The 14,542-nt window shown below is 72.9% G+C and carries 17 protein-coding genes; 13 read left to right on the top strand and 4 right to left on the bottom strand.

The annotated features are described in order from the left end of the window. Nucleotide 1 precedes the first annotated feature (1 nt). From QSK20_RS19200 to QSK20_RS19170, 8 genes are all read left to right on the top strand, one after another. Nucleotides 2-1,228, top strand: coding sequence for a glycosyltransferase (locus QSK20_RS19200; RefSeq protein ID WP_285789967.1), 1,227 nt, complete (start codon nucleotides 2-4; stop codon nucleotides 1,226-1,228). 225 nt (nucleotides 1,229-1,453) lie between these two features. Continuing rightward, on the top strand, nucleotides 1,454-3,106 hold the full coding sequence (locus tag QSK20_RS19195; RefSeq protein WP_285789966.1) for an ATP-binding cassette domain-containing protein: 1,653 nt from the start codon (nucleotides 1,454-1,456) through the stop codon (nucleotides 3,104-3,106). A gap of 188 nt (nucleotides 3,107-3,294) precedes the next feature. Next, entirely contained in the window at nucleotides 3,295-3,891 is a 597-nt protein-coding gene (locus QSK20_RS19190; RefSeq protein WP_502888946.1) for a hypothetical protein, read from the top strand. A 160-nt stretch (nucleotides 3,892-4,051) separates the two neighbouring features. Then, nucleotides 4,052-4,555 (top strand): alpha/beta fold hydrolase, encoded by a 504-nt coding sequence (locus tag QSK20_RS32150; RefSeq protein WP_352232301.1) that lies wholly within the window; start codon nucleotides 4,052-4,054, stop codon nucleotides 4,553-4,555. Continuing rightward, entirely contained in the window at nucleotides 4,536-4,706 is a 171-nt protein-coding gene (locus tag QSK20_RS32145) for an alpha/beta fold hydrolase (protein ID WP_352232300.1), read from the top strand. The genes QSK20_RS32150 and QSK20_RS32145 overlap by 20 nt, the downstream gene beginning before the upstream one ends. A 241-nt stretch (nucleotides 4,707-4,947) precedes the next feature. Continuing rightward, the gene (locus QSK20_RS19180) at nucleotides 4,948-5,208 is read left to right on the top strand and encodes a hypothetical protein (protein ID WP_285789964.1); all 261 of its coding nucleotides are present in this window, start codon (nucleotides 4,948-4,950) and stop codon (nucleotides 5,206-5,208) included. A 4-nt stretch (nucleotides 5,209-5,212) separates the two neighbouring features. Beyond that, complete coding sequence (locus QSK20_RS19175) at nucleotides 5,213-5,812, top strand: hypothetical protein (protein WP_285789963.1); 600 nt, start codon at nucleotides 5,213-5,215, stop codon at nucleotides 5,810-5,812. 220 nt (nucleotides 5,813-6,032) lie between these two features. Next, nucleotides 6,033-6,407 carry a hypothetical protein gene (locus QSK20_RS19170; RefSeq protein ID WP_285789962.1) on the top strand — a complete coding sequence of 125 codons (375 nt, stop codon included), beginning with the start codon at nucleotides 6,033-6,035 and terminating at the stop codon, nucleotides 6,405-6,407. 213 nt (nucleotides 6,408-6,620) lie between these two features. Here the strand turns inward: QSK20_RS19170 and QSK20_RS19165 are convergent, their stop codons facing one another. Next, nucleotides 6,621-7,211 carry a sugar O-acetyltransferase gene (locus tag QSK20_RS19165; protein WP_285789961.1) on the bottom strand — a complete coding sequence of 197 codons (591 nt, stop codon included), beginning with the start codon at nucleotides 7,209-7,211 and terminating at the stop codon, nucleotides 6,621-6,623. A gap of 318 nt (nucleotides 7,212-7,529) precedes the next feature. Here QSK20_RS19165 and QSK20_RS19160 point away from each other — a divergent pair, with 318 nt between their 5' ends. Continuing rightward, nucleotides 7,530-8,006 carry a macro domain-containing protein gene (locus tag QSK20_RS19160; RefSeq protein WP_285789960.1) on the top strand — a complete coding sequence of 159 codons (477 nt, stop codon included), beginning with the start codon at nucleotides 7,530-7,532 and terminating at the stop codon, nucleotides 8,004-8,006. Between the two features lie 37 nt (nucleotides 8,007-8,043). On the opposite strand, the gene QSK20_RS19155 is transcribed toward QSK20_RS19160, so the two are convergent. After that, nucleotides 8,044-8,505, bottom strand: a complete 462-nt coding sequence (locus QSK20_RS19155; protein WP_285789959.1) for an HNH endonuclease — start codon at nucleotides 8,503-8,505, stop codon at nucleotides 8,044-8,046. A gap of 113 nt (nucleotides 8,506-8,618) precedes the next feature. Between QSK20_RS19155 and QSK20_RS19150 the strand changes: the two genes are divergently transcribed. Beyond that, complete coding sequence (locus QSK20_RS19150; protein WP_285789958.1) at nucleotides 8,619-9,377, top strand: phosphotransferase; 759 nt, start codon at nucleotides 8,619-8,621, stop codon at nucleotides 9,375-9,377. Between the two features lie 16 nt (nucleotides 9,378-9,393). Here QSK20_RS19150 and QSK20_RS19145 read toward each other — a convergent pair whose 3' ends face one another. Further along, nucleotides 9,394-10,461, bottom strand: a complete 1,068-nt coding sequence (locus QSK20_RS19145) for a MerR family transcriptional regulator (RefSeq protein WP_285789957.1) — start codon at nucleotides 10,459-10,461, stop codon at nucleotides 9,394-9,396. Between the two features lie 219 nt (nucleotides 10,462-10,680). Here QSK20_RS19145 and QSK20_RS19140 point away from each other — a divergent pair, with 219 nt between their 5' ends. Both QSK20_RS19140 and QSK20_RS19135 read left to right on the top strand, forming a co-directional pair. Further along, a complete protein-coding gene (locus QSK20_RS19140) occupies nucleotides 10,681-11,106 on the top strand; it encodes an Hsp20/alpha crystallin family protein (RefSeq protein ID WP_285789956.1) in 426 nt (141 codons plus the stop codon). Nucleotides 11,107-11,222: 116 nt separating this feature from the next. Further along, nucleotides 11,223-12,224, top strand: a complete 1,002-nt coding sequence (locus tag QSK20_RS19135) for a tyrosine-type recombinase/integrase (RefSeq protein WP_285789955.1) — start codon at nucleotides 11,223-11,225, stop codon at nucleotides 12,222-12,224. Between the two features lie 31 nt (nucleotides 12,225-12,255). Here QSK20_RS19135 and QSK20_RS19130 read toward each other — a convergent pair whose 3' ends face one another. Continuing rightward, nucleotides 12,256-13,959: an acyl-CoA dehydrogenase family protein gene (locus tag QSK20_RS19130; RefSeq protein ID WP_285789954.1), complete on the bottom strand. Its 1,704-nt coding sequence runs from the start codon at nucleotides 13,957-13,959 to the stop codon at nucleotides 12,256-12,258. 116 nt (nucleotides 13,960-14,075) lie between these two features. Between QSK20_RS19130 and QSK20_RS19125 the strand changes: the two genes are divergently transcribed. Next, on the top strand, nucleotides 14,076-14,531 hold the full coding sequence (locus QSK20_RS19125; RefSeq protein WP_285789953.1) for an Rv0361 family membrane protein: 456 nt from the start codon (nucleotides 14,076-14,078) through the stop codon (nucleotides 14,529-14,531). The last annotated feature ends 11 nt before the right edge of the window (nucleotides 14,532-14,542 follow it).

The following is a 14,542-nucleotide window of genomic DNA, read 5'->3' as shown; positions in this document are numbered from 1 at the left end:
CATGGCGACAATGCTGCTCAGCACCCATGGCACGAACGGCGACGTGCTGTCGTTCGTGCGCCTCGGCGCGGCGCTGGCCGAGCGCGGCCACGACGTCACGATCGCCACCCACGCCAGGTACGCGCCGACCGTCCGGGCGGCCAACATCGAGCTGGTACCGATCGACACCGAGGACGAGTACGTCCGCTACCTGGCCGACGCCCGGGACATGCTCGACGCCCGGGTCGGCTCGGCGCGCCTGCCGGACCTGCTCGGCCACTACCAGCGCAACGATCTCTTCGGGCAGCTCCGCCGCGAGGTCGAGGCCGCGGTGGCCCGCCACCGGGCCGGCGCGACGGTGCTGGTCGGACGGCACACCTCGGGGCTGGCCACGCTGATCGCCGCCGAGCTGCTCGGCGCACCGAGCGTGTGGGTGGCGATGACGCCGGCGCAGCAGTTGCTGCTGCCGGTGCAGGTGCACCTGCACCGGTCCACGCTGGCCGCCGGCATCGACGCGGTCCGCGCGGACTTCGGGTTGCCTCCGGTCGACCACTGGGCGGCCTGGATGAGCGGCGCGGACCGGCAGCTCGGGCTCTGGCCGCGCTGGTTCGACAAGGCCGGCCCGCCGACGGTCGAGGCCGTCGAGCCGGTCGGCTTCCTGCTCAACGACGCCGCCGAGTCGGGCGACCTGCCGCCGGAGGTGGAGCGGATCCTGGCCGATCCGAGCGGACCGCCGGTGCTGGTCGCCGCCAGCTCCGGGCAGATGCTCTGGGAACCGTTCTACGCCGCCGCGCTGTACGCCTGCCGGCGCGTCGGCAGGCCGGTCATCCTGGTCAGCCCGCACCTCGACGCGCTGCCCGACCCGCTGCCCGCCGGGGTGAGCTGGTTTCCCCGGCTGCCCTACCGTGACCTGGTGCCCCGGGTCGCGGCGGTCATCCACCACGGCGGCATCGGCACGCTCGGCCGCTGTCTCGCCGCCGGGGTGCCGCAGGTGGTGCTGGCGCACAGCTTCGACCAGCCGGACACCGGGGCCCGGTTGCAGCGCTGCGGGGTGGCCCGCTTCCTCCCGTCCACCCGGTGGGCTCCCGAGACGGCCGCCGAGCTGCTCACCGAGGTGCTCACCGACGCCCGTTACACCGAACGCAGCCGACGTTTCGGCGCCACCGTGGATTCGACGACCACCGCCACCCGGGCCGCCGAACGGATCGAGGCGCTGCTGGCACCTCCGCCGGAACCCGCCGGCCGGTAGTAGCGCAGGCCCGCTGGTGGTGGCTCGGGCCGGACGGGAAACGACGATGCCGTGACGCGTCGGCGCTGCTAACGTCACCGTCGTGGCACGAGGTATCTGGTCGCAGAAGGTCCGCTCCGCCCGCTGACGGCGGCGCACCCTCTCGGTCGAACGCGCTCGCCGTCCCGGTTCCCGCCGGGCGGCCACCTGACGCTGCCCGGCTCCCCTGCGAGCTGCGGAGCACCGTTGAACCTCACCCCGAATCCCGAAACCCTGTCCCTCGACGCGGGTGGCAGCGCCCACCTGCGCGCCGTCGGCGTCACTGTCGTCCGCGGATCCCGACGTGTCCTGAACGACGTCTCGGTCACCGTCTCCGCCCGGTCACGGGTCGCCGTCGTCGGCGAGAACGGCCGGGGCAAGACCACGCTTCTGCACGTCCTCGCCGGCCTCGTCCCGCCCGACGAGGGCACCGTGCACCGGGCCGGCACGCTCGGACTGGCCCGCCAGGAGCTGACCGTCGGCGACGGTCAGACCGTCGGCGCTCTGACCTCCGAGGCTCTGGCCGCGTCCCTCGCGGCCCTCGCCGCGCTCGACGAGGCGGTCGACGCCGTGGCCGCCGGTGACCCCGCTGCCGACGACCGCTACGCCGCCGCGCTCGACGTCGCCACCCGCCTCGACGCGTGGGACGCCGAACGTCGGGTCGACGTCGCCCTGGAGGCCCTCGACGCCTGCCCGGACCGGGAGCGGCCGTTGTCGACGCTGTCGGTCGGGCAGCGCTACCGGGTGCGGCTGGCGTGCCTGCTCGGCGCGCGGCACGACGTGCTGCTGCTCGACGAGCCGACCAACCACCTCGACGCCAGCGGGCTGGACTTCCTGACCCGACGGTTACGTGAGCACGACGGTGGTCTCGCCGTCGTCAGTCACGACCGGGCGTTGCTGCGTGACGTCACCGACCGGTTCCTGGACCTCGACCCGACCCGTGACGGCAGAGCACGCCTGTACGCCGGAGGCTACGACGCCTGGCAGGACGCCCGGCGCCGCGAGCGTGAGCGCTGGCAGCAGGAGTACGAGGAGCAGCAGACCGAACAGCGGCGGCTCCAGGACGCGGTGTCCCGGGCCCGGGACCGGCTCTCCACCGGTTGGCGGCCGGACAAGGGGACCGGCAAGCACCAGCGCCAGTCCCGTGCGCCGGGTGTCGTGCAGGCGCTGCACCGTCAGCAGGAGGCCCTGGCAGCGCACCGGATCGACGTGCCGGAGCCGCCGCCGACGCTGCGCTGGCCCGACCTGCGCGTCCGGCCGGGAGCGCCGCAGGTACGGGCGTACGGTGTCGCCGTCTCCGGCCGGCTGGCCGGCCCGGTCGACCTCGCCCTCGACGGCGGTGACCGGCTGCTGGTCACCGGCGTCAACGGTGCCGGCAAGTCGACGCTGCTCGCGGTCCTTGCCGGCCTGCTCCCGCCGACGGCCGGGCAGGTCTGGACGGCGGGGGAGGCACGGGTCGCCCTGATCGGTCAGGAGACGAGCGAGCAGGGGCACGACCTCACCACCGCCCGCGAGGTGTATGCGCGGCACGTGGGGCGGCTCGTGGCGAGCGGGTCGCTGCGTGACGGCGACGCCGTGCCGCTCGGGTCGCTCGGGCTGCTGGACTCCGAGGCGTCGCGCACGCCGGTCGGGCGGCTGTCCCAGGGGCAGCAACGGCGTCTCGACCTGGCGTTGGCGCTGGCCGGCCGGCCTGGGCTGCTCCTGCTCGACGAGCCCACCAACCATCTCTCGTCGGCTCTGGTCGACGAGCTGACCGACACGATCCGCGCGACGAGCGCCGCCGTGGTGGTCGCCACCCACGACCGGCAACTGCTCCGCGATCTCGCCGACTGGCCACGTCTGGAGATCGAGGCCCGGTAGGCCACCGGGCAGGCTCGGGTGACCAGACTGTCTGCTGTTGCGTGCCTGAGACGCCCCCTGGCGAGGTTGCCGGGGGGTGGGGCAGCGCGGAACGTGGGCCGAGGTTGGATGTCCCGGTGACGGTTCACGACGTAGCGAGTGCCCTGCCGGACGCCGCGGTGCTGCGCGAGCGGTGTCGGGCGTTGGCGATGCTGGACGCGATCATGAGTCCGGAGTGGGAGTCGCGGTACTACTCGTTCGATTCGCGGTGGGCGCCGGGTGAGCAGATGGCGTCGATGCGGAACGGATCGGGTGACGCATGGTCGATCGTGTTCTCGTCGGCTGGCGCGTTCATCCGGGGCTTCGACCACGAGTCGCCGATGAGTCCCGCCAACAACGGTGACGAGCTGTGGCCCGGACTGGTCGACAGGGTGCCTGAGGTCTTCTCGGGCTGTGTCGCCGAGCCGGCGTTCAGCTACGCCGGCACGTTGGAGGCGACGGTGTGCCTGTGGCGGCAGCAGGGCGATGACCGGTGGCACGCCGGAGAGCTCACCTTTCCGGCCGGTGCGGACCCGGACGGCGCGAACGGGCTGTTCCGGGTCCTCGTCGACAGCAGCCCGGTGGCGTACCAGCGCTTCGCCGAGGACTACTACGAGACGGCCGTCGACCTGGAGGCAGTCGGTGACGTTCTCGCTCTGCGCCCGCTGACCGACGACCTGGTCCGCCGCTTGAATGCTGATGTCGTGGTGGCCGATCTTGCCGAGGATCTCACTGAGATCGGCTACCCGGCCCGGCCGGGGGTGTAGCGGTCACCGGGTGCCACGGGAGGAGGAGGGACTGGTGCCGCCACGGTGCGCAGAAGACTCAACGCGCTTCCGCCCACTTCTCCATTATCTCACGAGCACCTCTTTTGGCTACAACGGGTAGTGGCTTTCTGTCTCCCTGGTGACCGCTACGGTGCCCGGCATGCTTACTGGCGAGGAGAAGTTCGTTCGTTCCGGGCATGTTCGGCTGTGGACCGAGCGTTTCGGACACCCCGATGACCCCACCGTTCTGTTGGTCATGGGCACCGCTACGCAGGCCATCGGCTGGCCCGATGAGCTCGTGGAAGCACTCGTGAACAGCGGCCGGCAGGTGATCCGGTTCGACCACCGTGACACCGGCCGTTCCGACTCCGTCGATTTCACAACGCATCCGTACACGCTCGCCGACATGGCAGCCGACACGGCCGCTGTTCTGGACGGTCACGGTGTCACGGCCGCGCACATCGTCGGCACGTCGCTGGGCGCGGCGATCGGGCAGTGGCTCGCCGTGCATCAGGCGGTCCGTGTCCGCACGCTGACGGCTATGGCCTCCTCTCCCATGGGGAACGATCCTGGCCCGGCATGGGCGCGGGCGATGGCGGGCCAACCGGCGGGCCTCCTTGTCCCGCATCACCGCCGCGACCCTGGTGCTGCACGGCAGCGATGACCCGCTGTTCCCGCGAGCCCACGGTGAAGCCCTTGCGGCGCAGATCCCAGCGGCGCAGCTGGAGATGGTGCCTGGAATGGGCCACCACCCGTTCTTCTCGCCGGGACTCACCGGGCGGATCGCAGGCTCGATCATCCGCCACACGACCTGAATCAAAGCCGCCCCCACCCGGGCGGGAGCCCGACATGGATCACCCCTGCGTCCGCTATGACCCGGCTGTGTCGGCGCTGGCGAGTGGGGCGGCACGCAATGCCTGACTGCGGCCGGTCGGGTGCTGGAGGTGTACGCGACCGCCGTCGAGGCCACCGACGGGCGGGTCCTGGACGAGGAGTGGGCCGGACCACGGCCAGGCAGGTGACTCTCCGGCGCGATGCAGCACTACGATGCCCCGCATGTGGTGGGAGACCGGAACGATCGCGGCAGTGGCGTGGTCGGCTGCCGTGTGCCTCGTCTGGACCGCGCACCACGTCGGACGCGTCCACCTCCGGGCCGCCTCCGCCGCTCATGCCCCCGACCAGCGCCTGCTGCGCCGCGCGGCCACGGCTGTCGTGGTCGCCGAGCGCTCCGACGCGATCGAGCGGTACGCCGCCGCGCGACTTGCCCTGAACGCCGGCCTCGGCAAACGCGCGGCCGCCGAGAACGAGGCCGCCTGATTTCATGAGTCCCGGTGGCACCGACGCGAGTCTGCTGGAGCTGGTGGTGGGTTTCTTCGCCGCGGCCTCGCTCCTCGCGGTGATCACGGTGATCCTGCGCCGCCGCCGCAGCGACCGCCAGGACCTGCTGGGCACCCAGGTACGCGAGATGGAGGCGCGGGCCGCCGCCGCTGCTTCCCCAGACGCGGACACCCGCCTGCGGGACAGGGCCACCCAGATCGCCAACGCCCGCAATCATGAAGCCGCCTCCCGTGCTTCCGCCCCTCAGGCCGCCCCTGCTGAAGCCACTTCCGACGCGCTGACTTTCGATGCGTCTGCTGCGGATACGGCGTCACTCGACGCGGAATCTCCGAATGTCGCGGCGAGGGACCAGCCGGCTCAGGACACCACTGCTCCGCCGGACGGGTGGCCGTCGGCGCCCGGCGGCAAGAACGACGCGATGGCCGACGCGTTCGCCTGGCTCCGGATCGCGGCACTCGTGGAAGCTGGGCAGCGCGAGCAGGCGGTGGAGCTGCTCAGCACCATGATGACCATCTCGGCAGACGAGGCGGAGATGCTCGTCGACGGCCTGAACGACGCGGGCGGCGAGCGTCGCCCCGACTGACCCGCGTGTGGCGGGAAGTCCGCTCGGTCGGCGTGGGGCGAGCGCTGATTGTGGTGTCTCCGGATTCCGCCATGTCGGCTGCCGTTTCGTCTGCGCTCGGGGAACAGACAGCGCTTCTGTTCCACCCGTCCTCGATCCGGTCGACCATGAGCTTTCCCCGTGCTCTGCTTCTTGGGAGACAGAAGGCTCGCGACTCGTCCGCGTCTCTCGAGGGGGCTACGTGCGGAACGTCGGCGAGGGTGACACCAGTGACCGGGACCGGGTGACGATGCCCAGGAGCCGGTCGGCCGCGACCCGCGTTCTCGCGTACCTGGTCATGCTCGGCTGGCACGTCCTGGTGATCATCGCCTACTTCGTCCTCCTCGACCGGCAATCTGGAATGAGGGTGAATTACGGCAACTCACCGCGGGAAGACATGCTGATCTTCGGGTTCTACGGTGCACTGGCGCTTCTCGTCACCCTGCTGGTTGGCCTGACCCTGCTCCGGGAACTCCTGGCAGAAAGCCGGATCAACTCGACGATCGTGCTCGGCACCGCCGCCGCCTCACCGACGCTCCTGTTTGTGGCAGTGGCCGCTGGCCCCGTCCTGACTTGAGGACCGCTCAGAAAGGCCGACCGGTAGACCGGCCGCAGCTCGGGGATGTTCACGCTGGCCGGCTCGTTCCACTTTGGTGGTCACCGACCACCTGATCGGTTCCGGGTTCCGGGTGGCAACCGGTTTCGGCCACCGGCGAGTATGGCCGGGCCCGGTCGGTGACTCCGCCCCTCGAGTCAGTCGTCCGACCCGAGGAAGACGTATCCGGCGACGCTAGGGCTGGTAGCCCGTCTTGTCGGCGTCGGTGATCTCGCGCACCACCCGAGCCGGCGACCCGACGGCGACCACGTTCGCCGGAATCGCGCGTGTGACCACGCTGCCCGAGCCGATGATCGTGTTCGCACCGATGGTCACGCCCGGGTTGATGGTGACGTCACCACCGATCCAGACGTGATCGCCGATCGTGACCGGCTTGGCGTAGCACGCTCCGGCCGCGCGTTCGGCGGCGTCGACGGCGTGGTTCGAGGTGTAGATGCCCACGCGCGGGCCGAACAGGACGTGGTCACCGATGGTGATGCCACCCCCGTCCAGCATCACGCAGTCGAAGTTGGCGTAGAAGTGGTCGCCGACACTGATGTTGAAGCCGAACTCGCAGCGGAAGGTCGGCTCGAAATGACATCCGCTACCGACCGAGTGCAGCAGGCGACGCAGGATCGCTTCGCGGTGCTCCTGCGGCTGCCCGAAGCTCTCGTTGTACTCGGTGGTCAGCAGCACGGCCTGCTGCCGGGCCCGTACGAGCTCATCGGTGAGGTCGTTGTACATCCGGCCCGAGAGGATGTTCTGCCGCTGCGCTTCTAGCGTCACCCCCAGATCCTCGCATCACGCCGGATCGCGGTCGTGAAACAGGCGAAGCCCTCACCACACCGTGCAGCGCGCGAGCGTGGCACCGAACCTCCTCGGTTCCACGCCACAGGCCCCGGCGTCAATTGCCGTATTACCAGTAACGGTAATCCAGTAAACCACTTGGACAAACGGTGCATATCATCAGCGCACCATAATGTCAGTTAAGGTGCGTAAGCACTTACGCTGGTGTAACCGAACCGAGCTGAGGCCCCGGTGCGGGCAGCTCAGCGGGGTGGACGTGGGCTCAGGTCGTCGTACCTGAGGGGCATGCTGGCGGACGTGAACCCGCTGACGATCATCAAGGGCGACGCGACGAGCCCTCAGGCCAAGGGGCGGAAGGTGATCGCCCACGTCTGCAACGACCTCGGCGGCTGGGGCAAGGGCTTCGTGGTGGCGGTCTCCCGCCGTTGGCCGGAGCCGGAGCGGGACTACCGGCAGTGGCATCGTGGCCGCGCGGGCAACGACTTCGCGCTCGGCGCCACCCGCCTGGTGCGGGTCGCGCCGGACATCTGGGTGGCGAACATGATCGGCCAGCGGGGAATGAGGACGGGCAGCGCCGGCCCGCCGATCCGCTACGACGCGGTCGAGCGTTGTCTCGCGTCGCTCGCCGACCACGTGCACTCGTTGGGGGCGTCGGTGCACATGCCTCGGATCGGCTGCGGGCTTGCCGGTGGCACCTGGGCGCGGATGGAGCCGATCATCCTGCGGACCCTGTGCGCGCGAGGCATCGCCGTGACCGTGTACGACCGCGGGTAGGAACCGACGGCCCGCGCCGGCTTCGTCCGCCCAGCCGCTACCCGCGTCCGTGCGCGACGCGGGCCTGGGCGACCTCGACCGACTGCCGTTGCCTCCAGCGGCGTTGGGCCTCCCGGTTGCAGGCCCGGCACACCCGCCGGTACGTGCCGGTGCCCGGGTCGACCTCCCGTTCGTGCCCGTTGCGGCAGCGCGGTGGGCGGATCCGGTCGCGGCAGTTCTCCGCGTGCGTGACCTGCCGCAGGTGGGCCGGCTCGATGCAGTCGGCGACGCCGCAGGTGTGGTCGACCTCCAGGTCCGGGTCGTAGTCGCCGACGAACACGGCGTACGCGGCGATGTGCGCCCACGCCCGGCCGGCGACCTTCTGGTGGACGCCGCGTCGGGTGCCGTAGCCGTGGACGATGAGGCAGCCGTTGCCGGCCCGGACGGAGCGGGCGAGGAGGTGCTCGCGCAGACTGTCCGGAGTGAAGTGACGGGACAGACCGTTGACGCGGGAGAGCATACGTCCCACGCTACGGGGCTGGCACCGACCGCCCGGTCCCGGTGGGGCGTCCGTGTGTCCCGAGCTGCCGGCGAAGCCGTACGGCGGTGCGTCCGCAGGAGGGAGCTCTGACCATGGAGGAGCGTCTGTCCGGTGGGAACACCGGCGGGGCGGTGCGGATCGGGGACACGGTGCGGCGTACCGCCGGGCCGTGGACGCCGGCGGTGCACGCCCTGCTCCAGCATCTGGAGGCGGTCGGATTCGCCGGGGCTCCCCGGGCGCGCGGCGTCGACGAGCAGGGGCGGGAGGTGCTGACGTACCTGCCCGGCGAGGTGGTCGGTGACCGCCGGCCGTGGCCGTCCTGGGTGCACGGGGCCGACGCGCTGCGTCAGGTCGCCGGTTGGCTGCGGGACTTCCACACGGCGGTCGCCGGTTTCGTGCCGCCACCGGACGCCGTCTGGCGGGAGGGTGCCCGGTGGCGGCCGGGGCTGATCGTCGGGCACAACGACGCCGCGCCGTACAACGCGGCATGGTCGGGTGGACGGCTGGTCGGATTCTTCGACTGGGACTTCGCGGCGCCCGTGCCGGTCGGGTGGGACGTGGCGTTCACCGCGTTCGCCTGGGTGCCGCTGCACGCCCGGCACGTGGCGGCGGCGGAGGGGTTCACCGCGTTCGCGGACCGCCGGCCCGGCTGCGGCTCTTCCTCGACGCGTACGGCTGGGACGGCCCGCTGGAGGGGTTCCTGGCGGTGGTCCGGGACCGGGTCGCCGCCTCGGCGGACGGGATCCGGCGCAACGCGGCAGCCGGCGACCCCGCCTTCCAGGAGCTGGTCGCGCAGGGCGCCGACGCGGGGCTGGACACGGCGGTCCGCGAACTGGCCGACTTCCCGCTGACCTGAGCGCGGACGGTTCAGACCGCGACGACGTCGGCGACGACGCAGGCGATGTTGTCCGGCGCGCCGTGGCGGTGGGCGAGGTCGACCAGCCGCCGCACGGTCCGCTCCGGGGTGTCCGGGCCGGCCAGCGTCGTGCGCAGCGCCGCCTGGTCCACCACGGCGGACAGGCCGTCGGAGCAGAGCAGGTAGCGGTCGCCGGGTAGGGCGGTCCGCAGCGCCAGGTCCGCCTCGACGTCGTCGCCGGCGCCGAGGGCGCGCACCAGCAGCGCCCGCCGAGGGTGCGTGGCGGCCGTGTCCGGGTCGATTCGGCCCTGTTCGACCTGGGTCTGCACCCAGGTGTGGTCCTGGGTGAGGCGGAACAGGTCGCCGCCGCGCAGCAGGTACGCCCGGGTGTCGCCGACGTGCACCAGGGCCAGCCGGGATCCGTGGCGCAGCAGCGCGGTCAGGGTGGTGACCGGCTGGTGGTCGGCGGTTCGCGCGTCCCGCACGACGCGGTGCGCGTCGGCGACCGCTCCGGCCAGCATGGTCAGCAGGTCGGCGGCGGGCGCGTCGGTCAGTTCCAGCGGTTTCAGGGCGTCGATGGCGGCGGCGCTGGCCGCGGCGCCACCGGGTCCGCGCATGCCGTCGGCGACGGCGAGCAGCCGGTCACCGGCGTAGGCGGCGTCCTCGTTGCTGTCCCGTACGGCGCCGGTGTCGCAGCCGGCGGCGCGGCGGAGCGTGATGGCGGGAGTTGGGTCGGACATGGTGGTGGCCCTTCCGGAGAGGTCCTGGACGAGGAGGGCGGCCAGTCGGGCACGGGCCGTGGTGTCGGCGGTGACCTGCCGCCAGTACGCGGTGACGGCCTCGGCCGCCGCGCTGCCGTCCAGTCCGCACACGGTGCGGATGTCGGCCAGCGGCATGCCGATGCGCCGCAGCCGGGCGATCAGCCGGGCCCGGTCGAGTTGCGCCGGGTGGTAGAGCCGGTAGCCGGATTCGGCGTGCACCGCCGCCGGTGGCAGCAGGCCCAGTTCGTCGTAGAGGCGTAACGCCTTCTGCGTCAGCCGTGCCGCCCGGGCGAACGCCCCGATGGTCAGCAGCTCCACGTCACCGTCCTCCTCGGGCCGGTCCGGGTGACCGGCACGGACCAGCCTGGGGTCTGACCGAGGGGGAGGGTCAACGCCTCGGCGGGTGTCCACGGCGGACGGCGTGGTGGCCGGGTCGACTTGACGACTCCGGGGAGGGCGCGCTATCAAGGAGGAGGAAGTTGAGTCGACCCGGCTCAACTCGAAACCTTCGGCCCAGGAGAACCGAGGAGGCACACCATGCTCATGCGCACCGACCCGTTCCGGGAGATCGACCGCCTCGCCGACCAGGTCTTCGGCACCGCCGCCCGTCCGGCGGTGATGCACCTGGACGCCTACCGCGACGGCGACTACTTCTACGCCGCGTTCGACCTGCCCGGCGTCGACCCCGACAGCATCGACTGCACGGTGGAACGCAACGTGCTCACCGTCAGGGCCGAGCGTCGTCGCCCCGTCGGCGACCGGGTGGAACTCGTGGCCGCCGAGCGACCGATGGGCACCTTCACCCGGCGGCTCTTCCTCGGCGACACCCTCGACACCGACAAGCTGGAGGCCGGCTACGACAACGGGGTCCTGACCCTGCGGATCCCGGTGGCCGAGCGGGCCAAGCCGCGTCGGGTCGCCATCCTGACCAACGGCAACGGCCGTAAGGAGATCAACTCCTGACCACAGTGCCGGTACGCGTCCCGCGGGTGCCGTGCCCGCGGGACGCGGGGGTCAGGGCACCAGAGGGCCGGGCGCGCCTCGTCGCGCTTCCCGTCCGGACCTGAGAACCTTTCCCCATGCCGCCCTCCGACCTTCCGGTGCGCTCGGGTACCACGCCGACGCCCGCCCTGCCCGGCGGCCCGGTCGACTTCACCGAGGCGTGGCTCGCCAACCGACGGTTGTCCGGGCACACCCGGGACGCCTACCGGCGCGACGTCGCCGGCTGGCTCACCTGGTGCGCCGGCCACGACCTCGACCCGCTGCGAGCCACCTTCCTGCACGTCAACGCCTACGGCCGGGACCTGGAGTCGACGCTCGCCGCGCGGACCGGCCGTCCGCTGACCCCGGCCACGGTCGCCCGGAAGCTCTCCGCGCTGTCCAGTTGGTACGACTTCCTGGTCAAGCTGCGCGCCGTCGACGCCAACCCGGTCGCCGGCGCCGACCGTCCCCAGGTCGACCGGGACCACTCGGCCACCGTCGGCCTCACTCCCCGGGAGGTCGACGCGCTGCTCGCCGCCGCCGAGGCCGGCACCGGCCCGACCGCCGTCCGTAACCGGGCCGTGGTGACGCTCCTGGCCGACCTCGGGCTACGGGTCGGGGAACTGGTGTCGCTGAACCTCGACGACCTCGGCGTGGAACGGGGGCACCGCAGTGTGCGGTTCGTCGGCAAGGGCGGCCGGTCCCGGCGGCGGGCGCTGACCCCGGGCACCGCGTACGCGCTGGACGCGTACCTGGCGGCACGGGCGGACGCGCAGGGCGTGTCGGTGCACGAGCTGACCGGACCGCTGCTGGTGACCACCACCGGTGGCCGCCTCGACCGACACGCGGTGTTCCGCCTCGTACGGCGGCTGGCCCGGGACGCCGGCATCGCCGCCTGGGCGAGGCTGTCGCCGCACTCGTTGCGGCACTCGTTCGCCACCACCGCCCGCGCCGAGGGCGTCCCCCTGGAGGACGTGCAGGACGCGATGGGTCACGCCGACCCACGCACCACCCGCCGCTACGACCGCGACCGGCACAACCTCGACCGGGACCCGGCGTACGTGATCTGGGCGGCCCGGTCCCGGCGGTCCCCCGGCTGACCGGCGCGGCTCGGCGGGCGCCCGCCGACGGTCAGCAGAGCAGATCCAGGTGCTGGTGGGCGTCCAGGGCGATCTCCTCGTGCCGCAGCCAGCGCCGGGCCCACAGTCGGGCCGCCACGTCGGCGGCCTCGTCGCCCCAGGCGGCGTGCTCGACCAGCAGCGCCGCCGTCAGGGCGTACGCGGCCCGCAACGCCACCGCGCGGGCCCCGGCGACCGCCTCCACCCCGCCCGGGTCGGCGGTGACCGTGACGAAGGTGTCCCGCAGTTCCTCGGTGACCGCCGTCAGGGTGTGCGCCAGGGCGGGCGACAGGCTGCGGGCGGTGTCGGCGGCGGCGGCGAGGCGACGCAGCAGCGGCCGGGCGGCGTCCTCCCGGGTCACCGCGCGCAGCACGTCGAGGGCGAGCACGTTGGTGGTGCCCTCCCAGATCGGCAGGACCTGCGCGTCGCGCAGCAGCCGGGGCACGCCGGTGTCCTCCACGTAGCCGGCCCCGCCGAACGCCTCCACGTACTCGCTGGCGCAGGCGACTGCGAGCCGCCCGGTGGCCAGCTTCGCCAGCGGCGCGACGACCCGCAGCTCGGCGGCGGCGTCCGGGTCCGAGCCGACCTCCACCCGCCCGAACAGCGCGAACGCGTGCCCGGCCAGGACGAACGCGCCAGCCGTGTCCACCCCGAGGGTGCCGAGGGTGGCCTTGTGCAGCGGCGAGTCGACCAGCCGACCCCCGGCGACCTGCCGGGCCTCGGCGTAGGCCCGCGCGTACGCCAGGCCCCGCCGCATCCCCGACACGGCGGCGGCGGCGTTGTGCAGCCGGGTGACCACCACCAGGGTCATCGCCCGGACCAGGCCGGGCTGCGCCGGGTCACCCAGCGGTAGCGCGTACGCGTCCCGCAGGCCCACCTCGGCGGTGGGCAGCGCCCGGGTGCCGAGTTTGTCCTTGAGCCGGTGGACCCGCACCCCCGGCGCGCATCCGGTCGGGTCGCCGCCGTCGGCGAGGGGTGAGTCGGCGGCGTAGCGGGGCACCAGGAACGGGGCGAGGACCCGGCTGCCCGCACCGGCGCCCTCGGGCCGGGCCAGGGCCACCGCCATCGCCGAGTCCACCGCCGAGCAGAACCACTTCTCGCCGGTCAGCCGCCACGACCCGTCCCCGGCGGGCCGGGCCACCGTGTCGGAGCGGGACAGGTCCGACCCGCCCTGTGCCTCGGTCATCCACTGGCCGCTGGTGACCGCCACGTCCGGGTCGGTGGCGGTGAGCCGGGGCAGCCACGCGTCCCGCACGGCCCGGTCGACCTCGGGGCGGGACAGCAGCGCCGCCGCGCCGTCGGCCATCGCCACCGGGCAGGAGAACGTGGCCGACTCGGCCCCGTACAGATGCAGCAGGGCGTGCTGCACGACGCGGGCCGCCGCGCCCCACTCGCCGCGCGCCGAGGCCAGGTAGGGCAGGGCGACCACGGCGTGCCGGGCGGCGGCGGCCCGCTGCGCCTGCCAGCCGGCGGAGGTGTCGACCCGGTCGATCCGGGCGCCCCACGGGTCGTAGCGGACCAGGGTGGGCGGGTGGGCCTCGGCGTCGGCATGCGCGGCGCGCAGCGGCCCGGTCACGTCGGCGGCCAGGTCCGTCAGGCGGCCCTCGGCGGCGGCGTGCCCGGCCGGACCGAGCTGCCGTTCCAGCCACGACCGCAGCAGCGGGTCACCGGTGTACGGGTCGGCGGGGGCCGGCACCGGCTGCACGAAACGGGCCATGCGTCACTCCTGGCAAGGGGGGACAGGGGTCCGCGTCGACGGTAGACGATCCCCGCGTGCCGCGACAGACGCGAGTTCCTGCGCGGTGGGTGTCGGATTCTCTACCGTTGGTCATCATGTCGTCGGCGTCGTGGTCCCGTCCGCACCGGCCCCACCGGCCGGTGCGGGTCGGGCTGGTGGTGGCCGGTGCGGCGCTGGGCATGTGCTGCGTCGGGGTTGCCGGGTTGGGGGCGTGGAACGTCCAGGCGGTACGGCAGGCCGACGCCCCGGTCCGCCAGACCGCCGAGGCGTTCCTCACCGAGATGGCCGCCGGGAACGCCGAAGGGGCCTACCGGCGGCTCTGCGCGAACGCCCGGACCCGGTGGAGCCCGGTCGGGTTCGCGGCCTGGGTGCGCACCCCGCCGGTGGTGACCGGACACCAGGTCACCGACGTGTCGGTGAGCACCCGTGACGGGCAGCCCACCGGCACGGTGACGGTGCGGTTGATCCGCGACGGCGGGCGCACCGAGCAGCGGGACCTGCGGGTGGTGCGGGAGGACGACGGCTGGCGGATCTGCGGCGACCCGTTCTGACCCGGTGGGGC

It is taken from the genome of Micromonospora sp. NBRC 101691 (assembly GCF_030269285.1).
Taxonomy (GTDB): domain Bacteria; phylum Actinomycetota; class Actinomycetes; order Mycobacteriales; family Micromonosporaceae; genus Micromonospora; species Micromonospora echinospora.
Note: the sequence above shows the minus strand (reverse complement) of the source record. Positions and strands in the feature narration are given on the sequence as shown.

Bases quoted from the DNA above. Each gene is read 5' to 3' on its own strand.
- QSK20_RS19200 (WP_285789967.1), top strand. From the start codon at position 2: ATGGCGACAATGCTGCTCAGCACCCATGGCACGAACGGCGACGTGCTG.
- QSK20_RS19190 (WP_502888946.1), top strand. From the start codon at position 3,295: ATGCTGGACGCGATCATGAGTCCGGAGTGGGAGTCGCGGTACTACTCG.
- QSK20_RS32150 (WP_352232301.1), top strand. From the start codon at position 4,052: ATGCTTACTGGCGAGGAGAAGTTCGTTCGTTCCGGGCATGTTCGGCTG.
- QSK20_RS19180 (WP_285789964.1), top strand. From the start codon at position 4,948: ATGTGGTGGGAGACCGGAACGATCGCGGCAGTGGCGTGGTCGGCTGCC.
- QSK20_RS19175 (WP_285789963.1), top strand. From the start codon at position 5,213: ATGAGTCCCGGTGGCACCGACGCGAGTCTGCTGGAGCTGGTGGTGGGT.
- QSK20_RS19155 (WP_285789959.1), bottom strand. From the start codon at position 8,505: ATGCTCTCCCGCGTCAACGGTCTGTCCCGTCACTTCACTCCGGACAGT.
- QSK20_RS19150 (WP_285789958.1), top strand. From the start codon at position 8,619: ATGGAGGAGCGTCTGTCCGGTGGGAACACCGGCGGGGCGGTGCGGATC.
- QSK20_RS19140 (WP_285789956.1), top strand. From the start codon at position 10,681: ATGCTCATGCGCACCGACCCGTTCCGGGAGATCGACCGCCTCGCCGAC.
- QSK20_RS19135 (WP_285789955.1), top strand. From the start codon at position 11,223: ATGCCGCCCTCCGACCTTCCGGTGCGCTCGGGTACCACGCCGACGCCC.
- QSK20_RS19130 (WP_285789954.1), bottom strand. From the start codon at position 13,959: ATGGCCCGTTTCGTGCAGCCGGTGCCGGCCCCCGCCGACCCGTACACC.
- QSK20_RS19125 (WP_285789953.1), top strand. From the start codon at position 14,076: ATGTCGTCGGCGTCGTGGTCCCGTCCGCACCGGCCCCACCGGCCGGTG.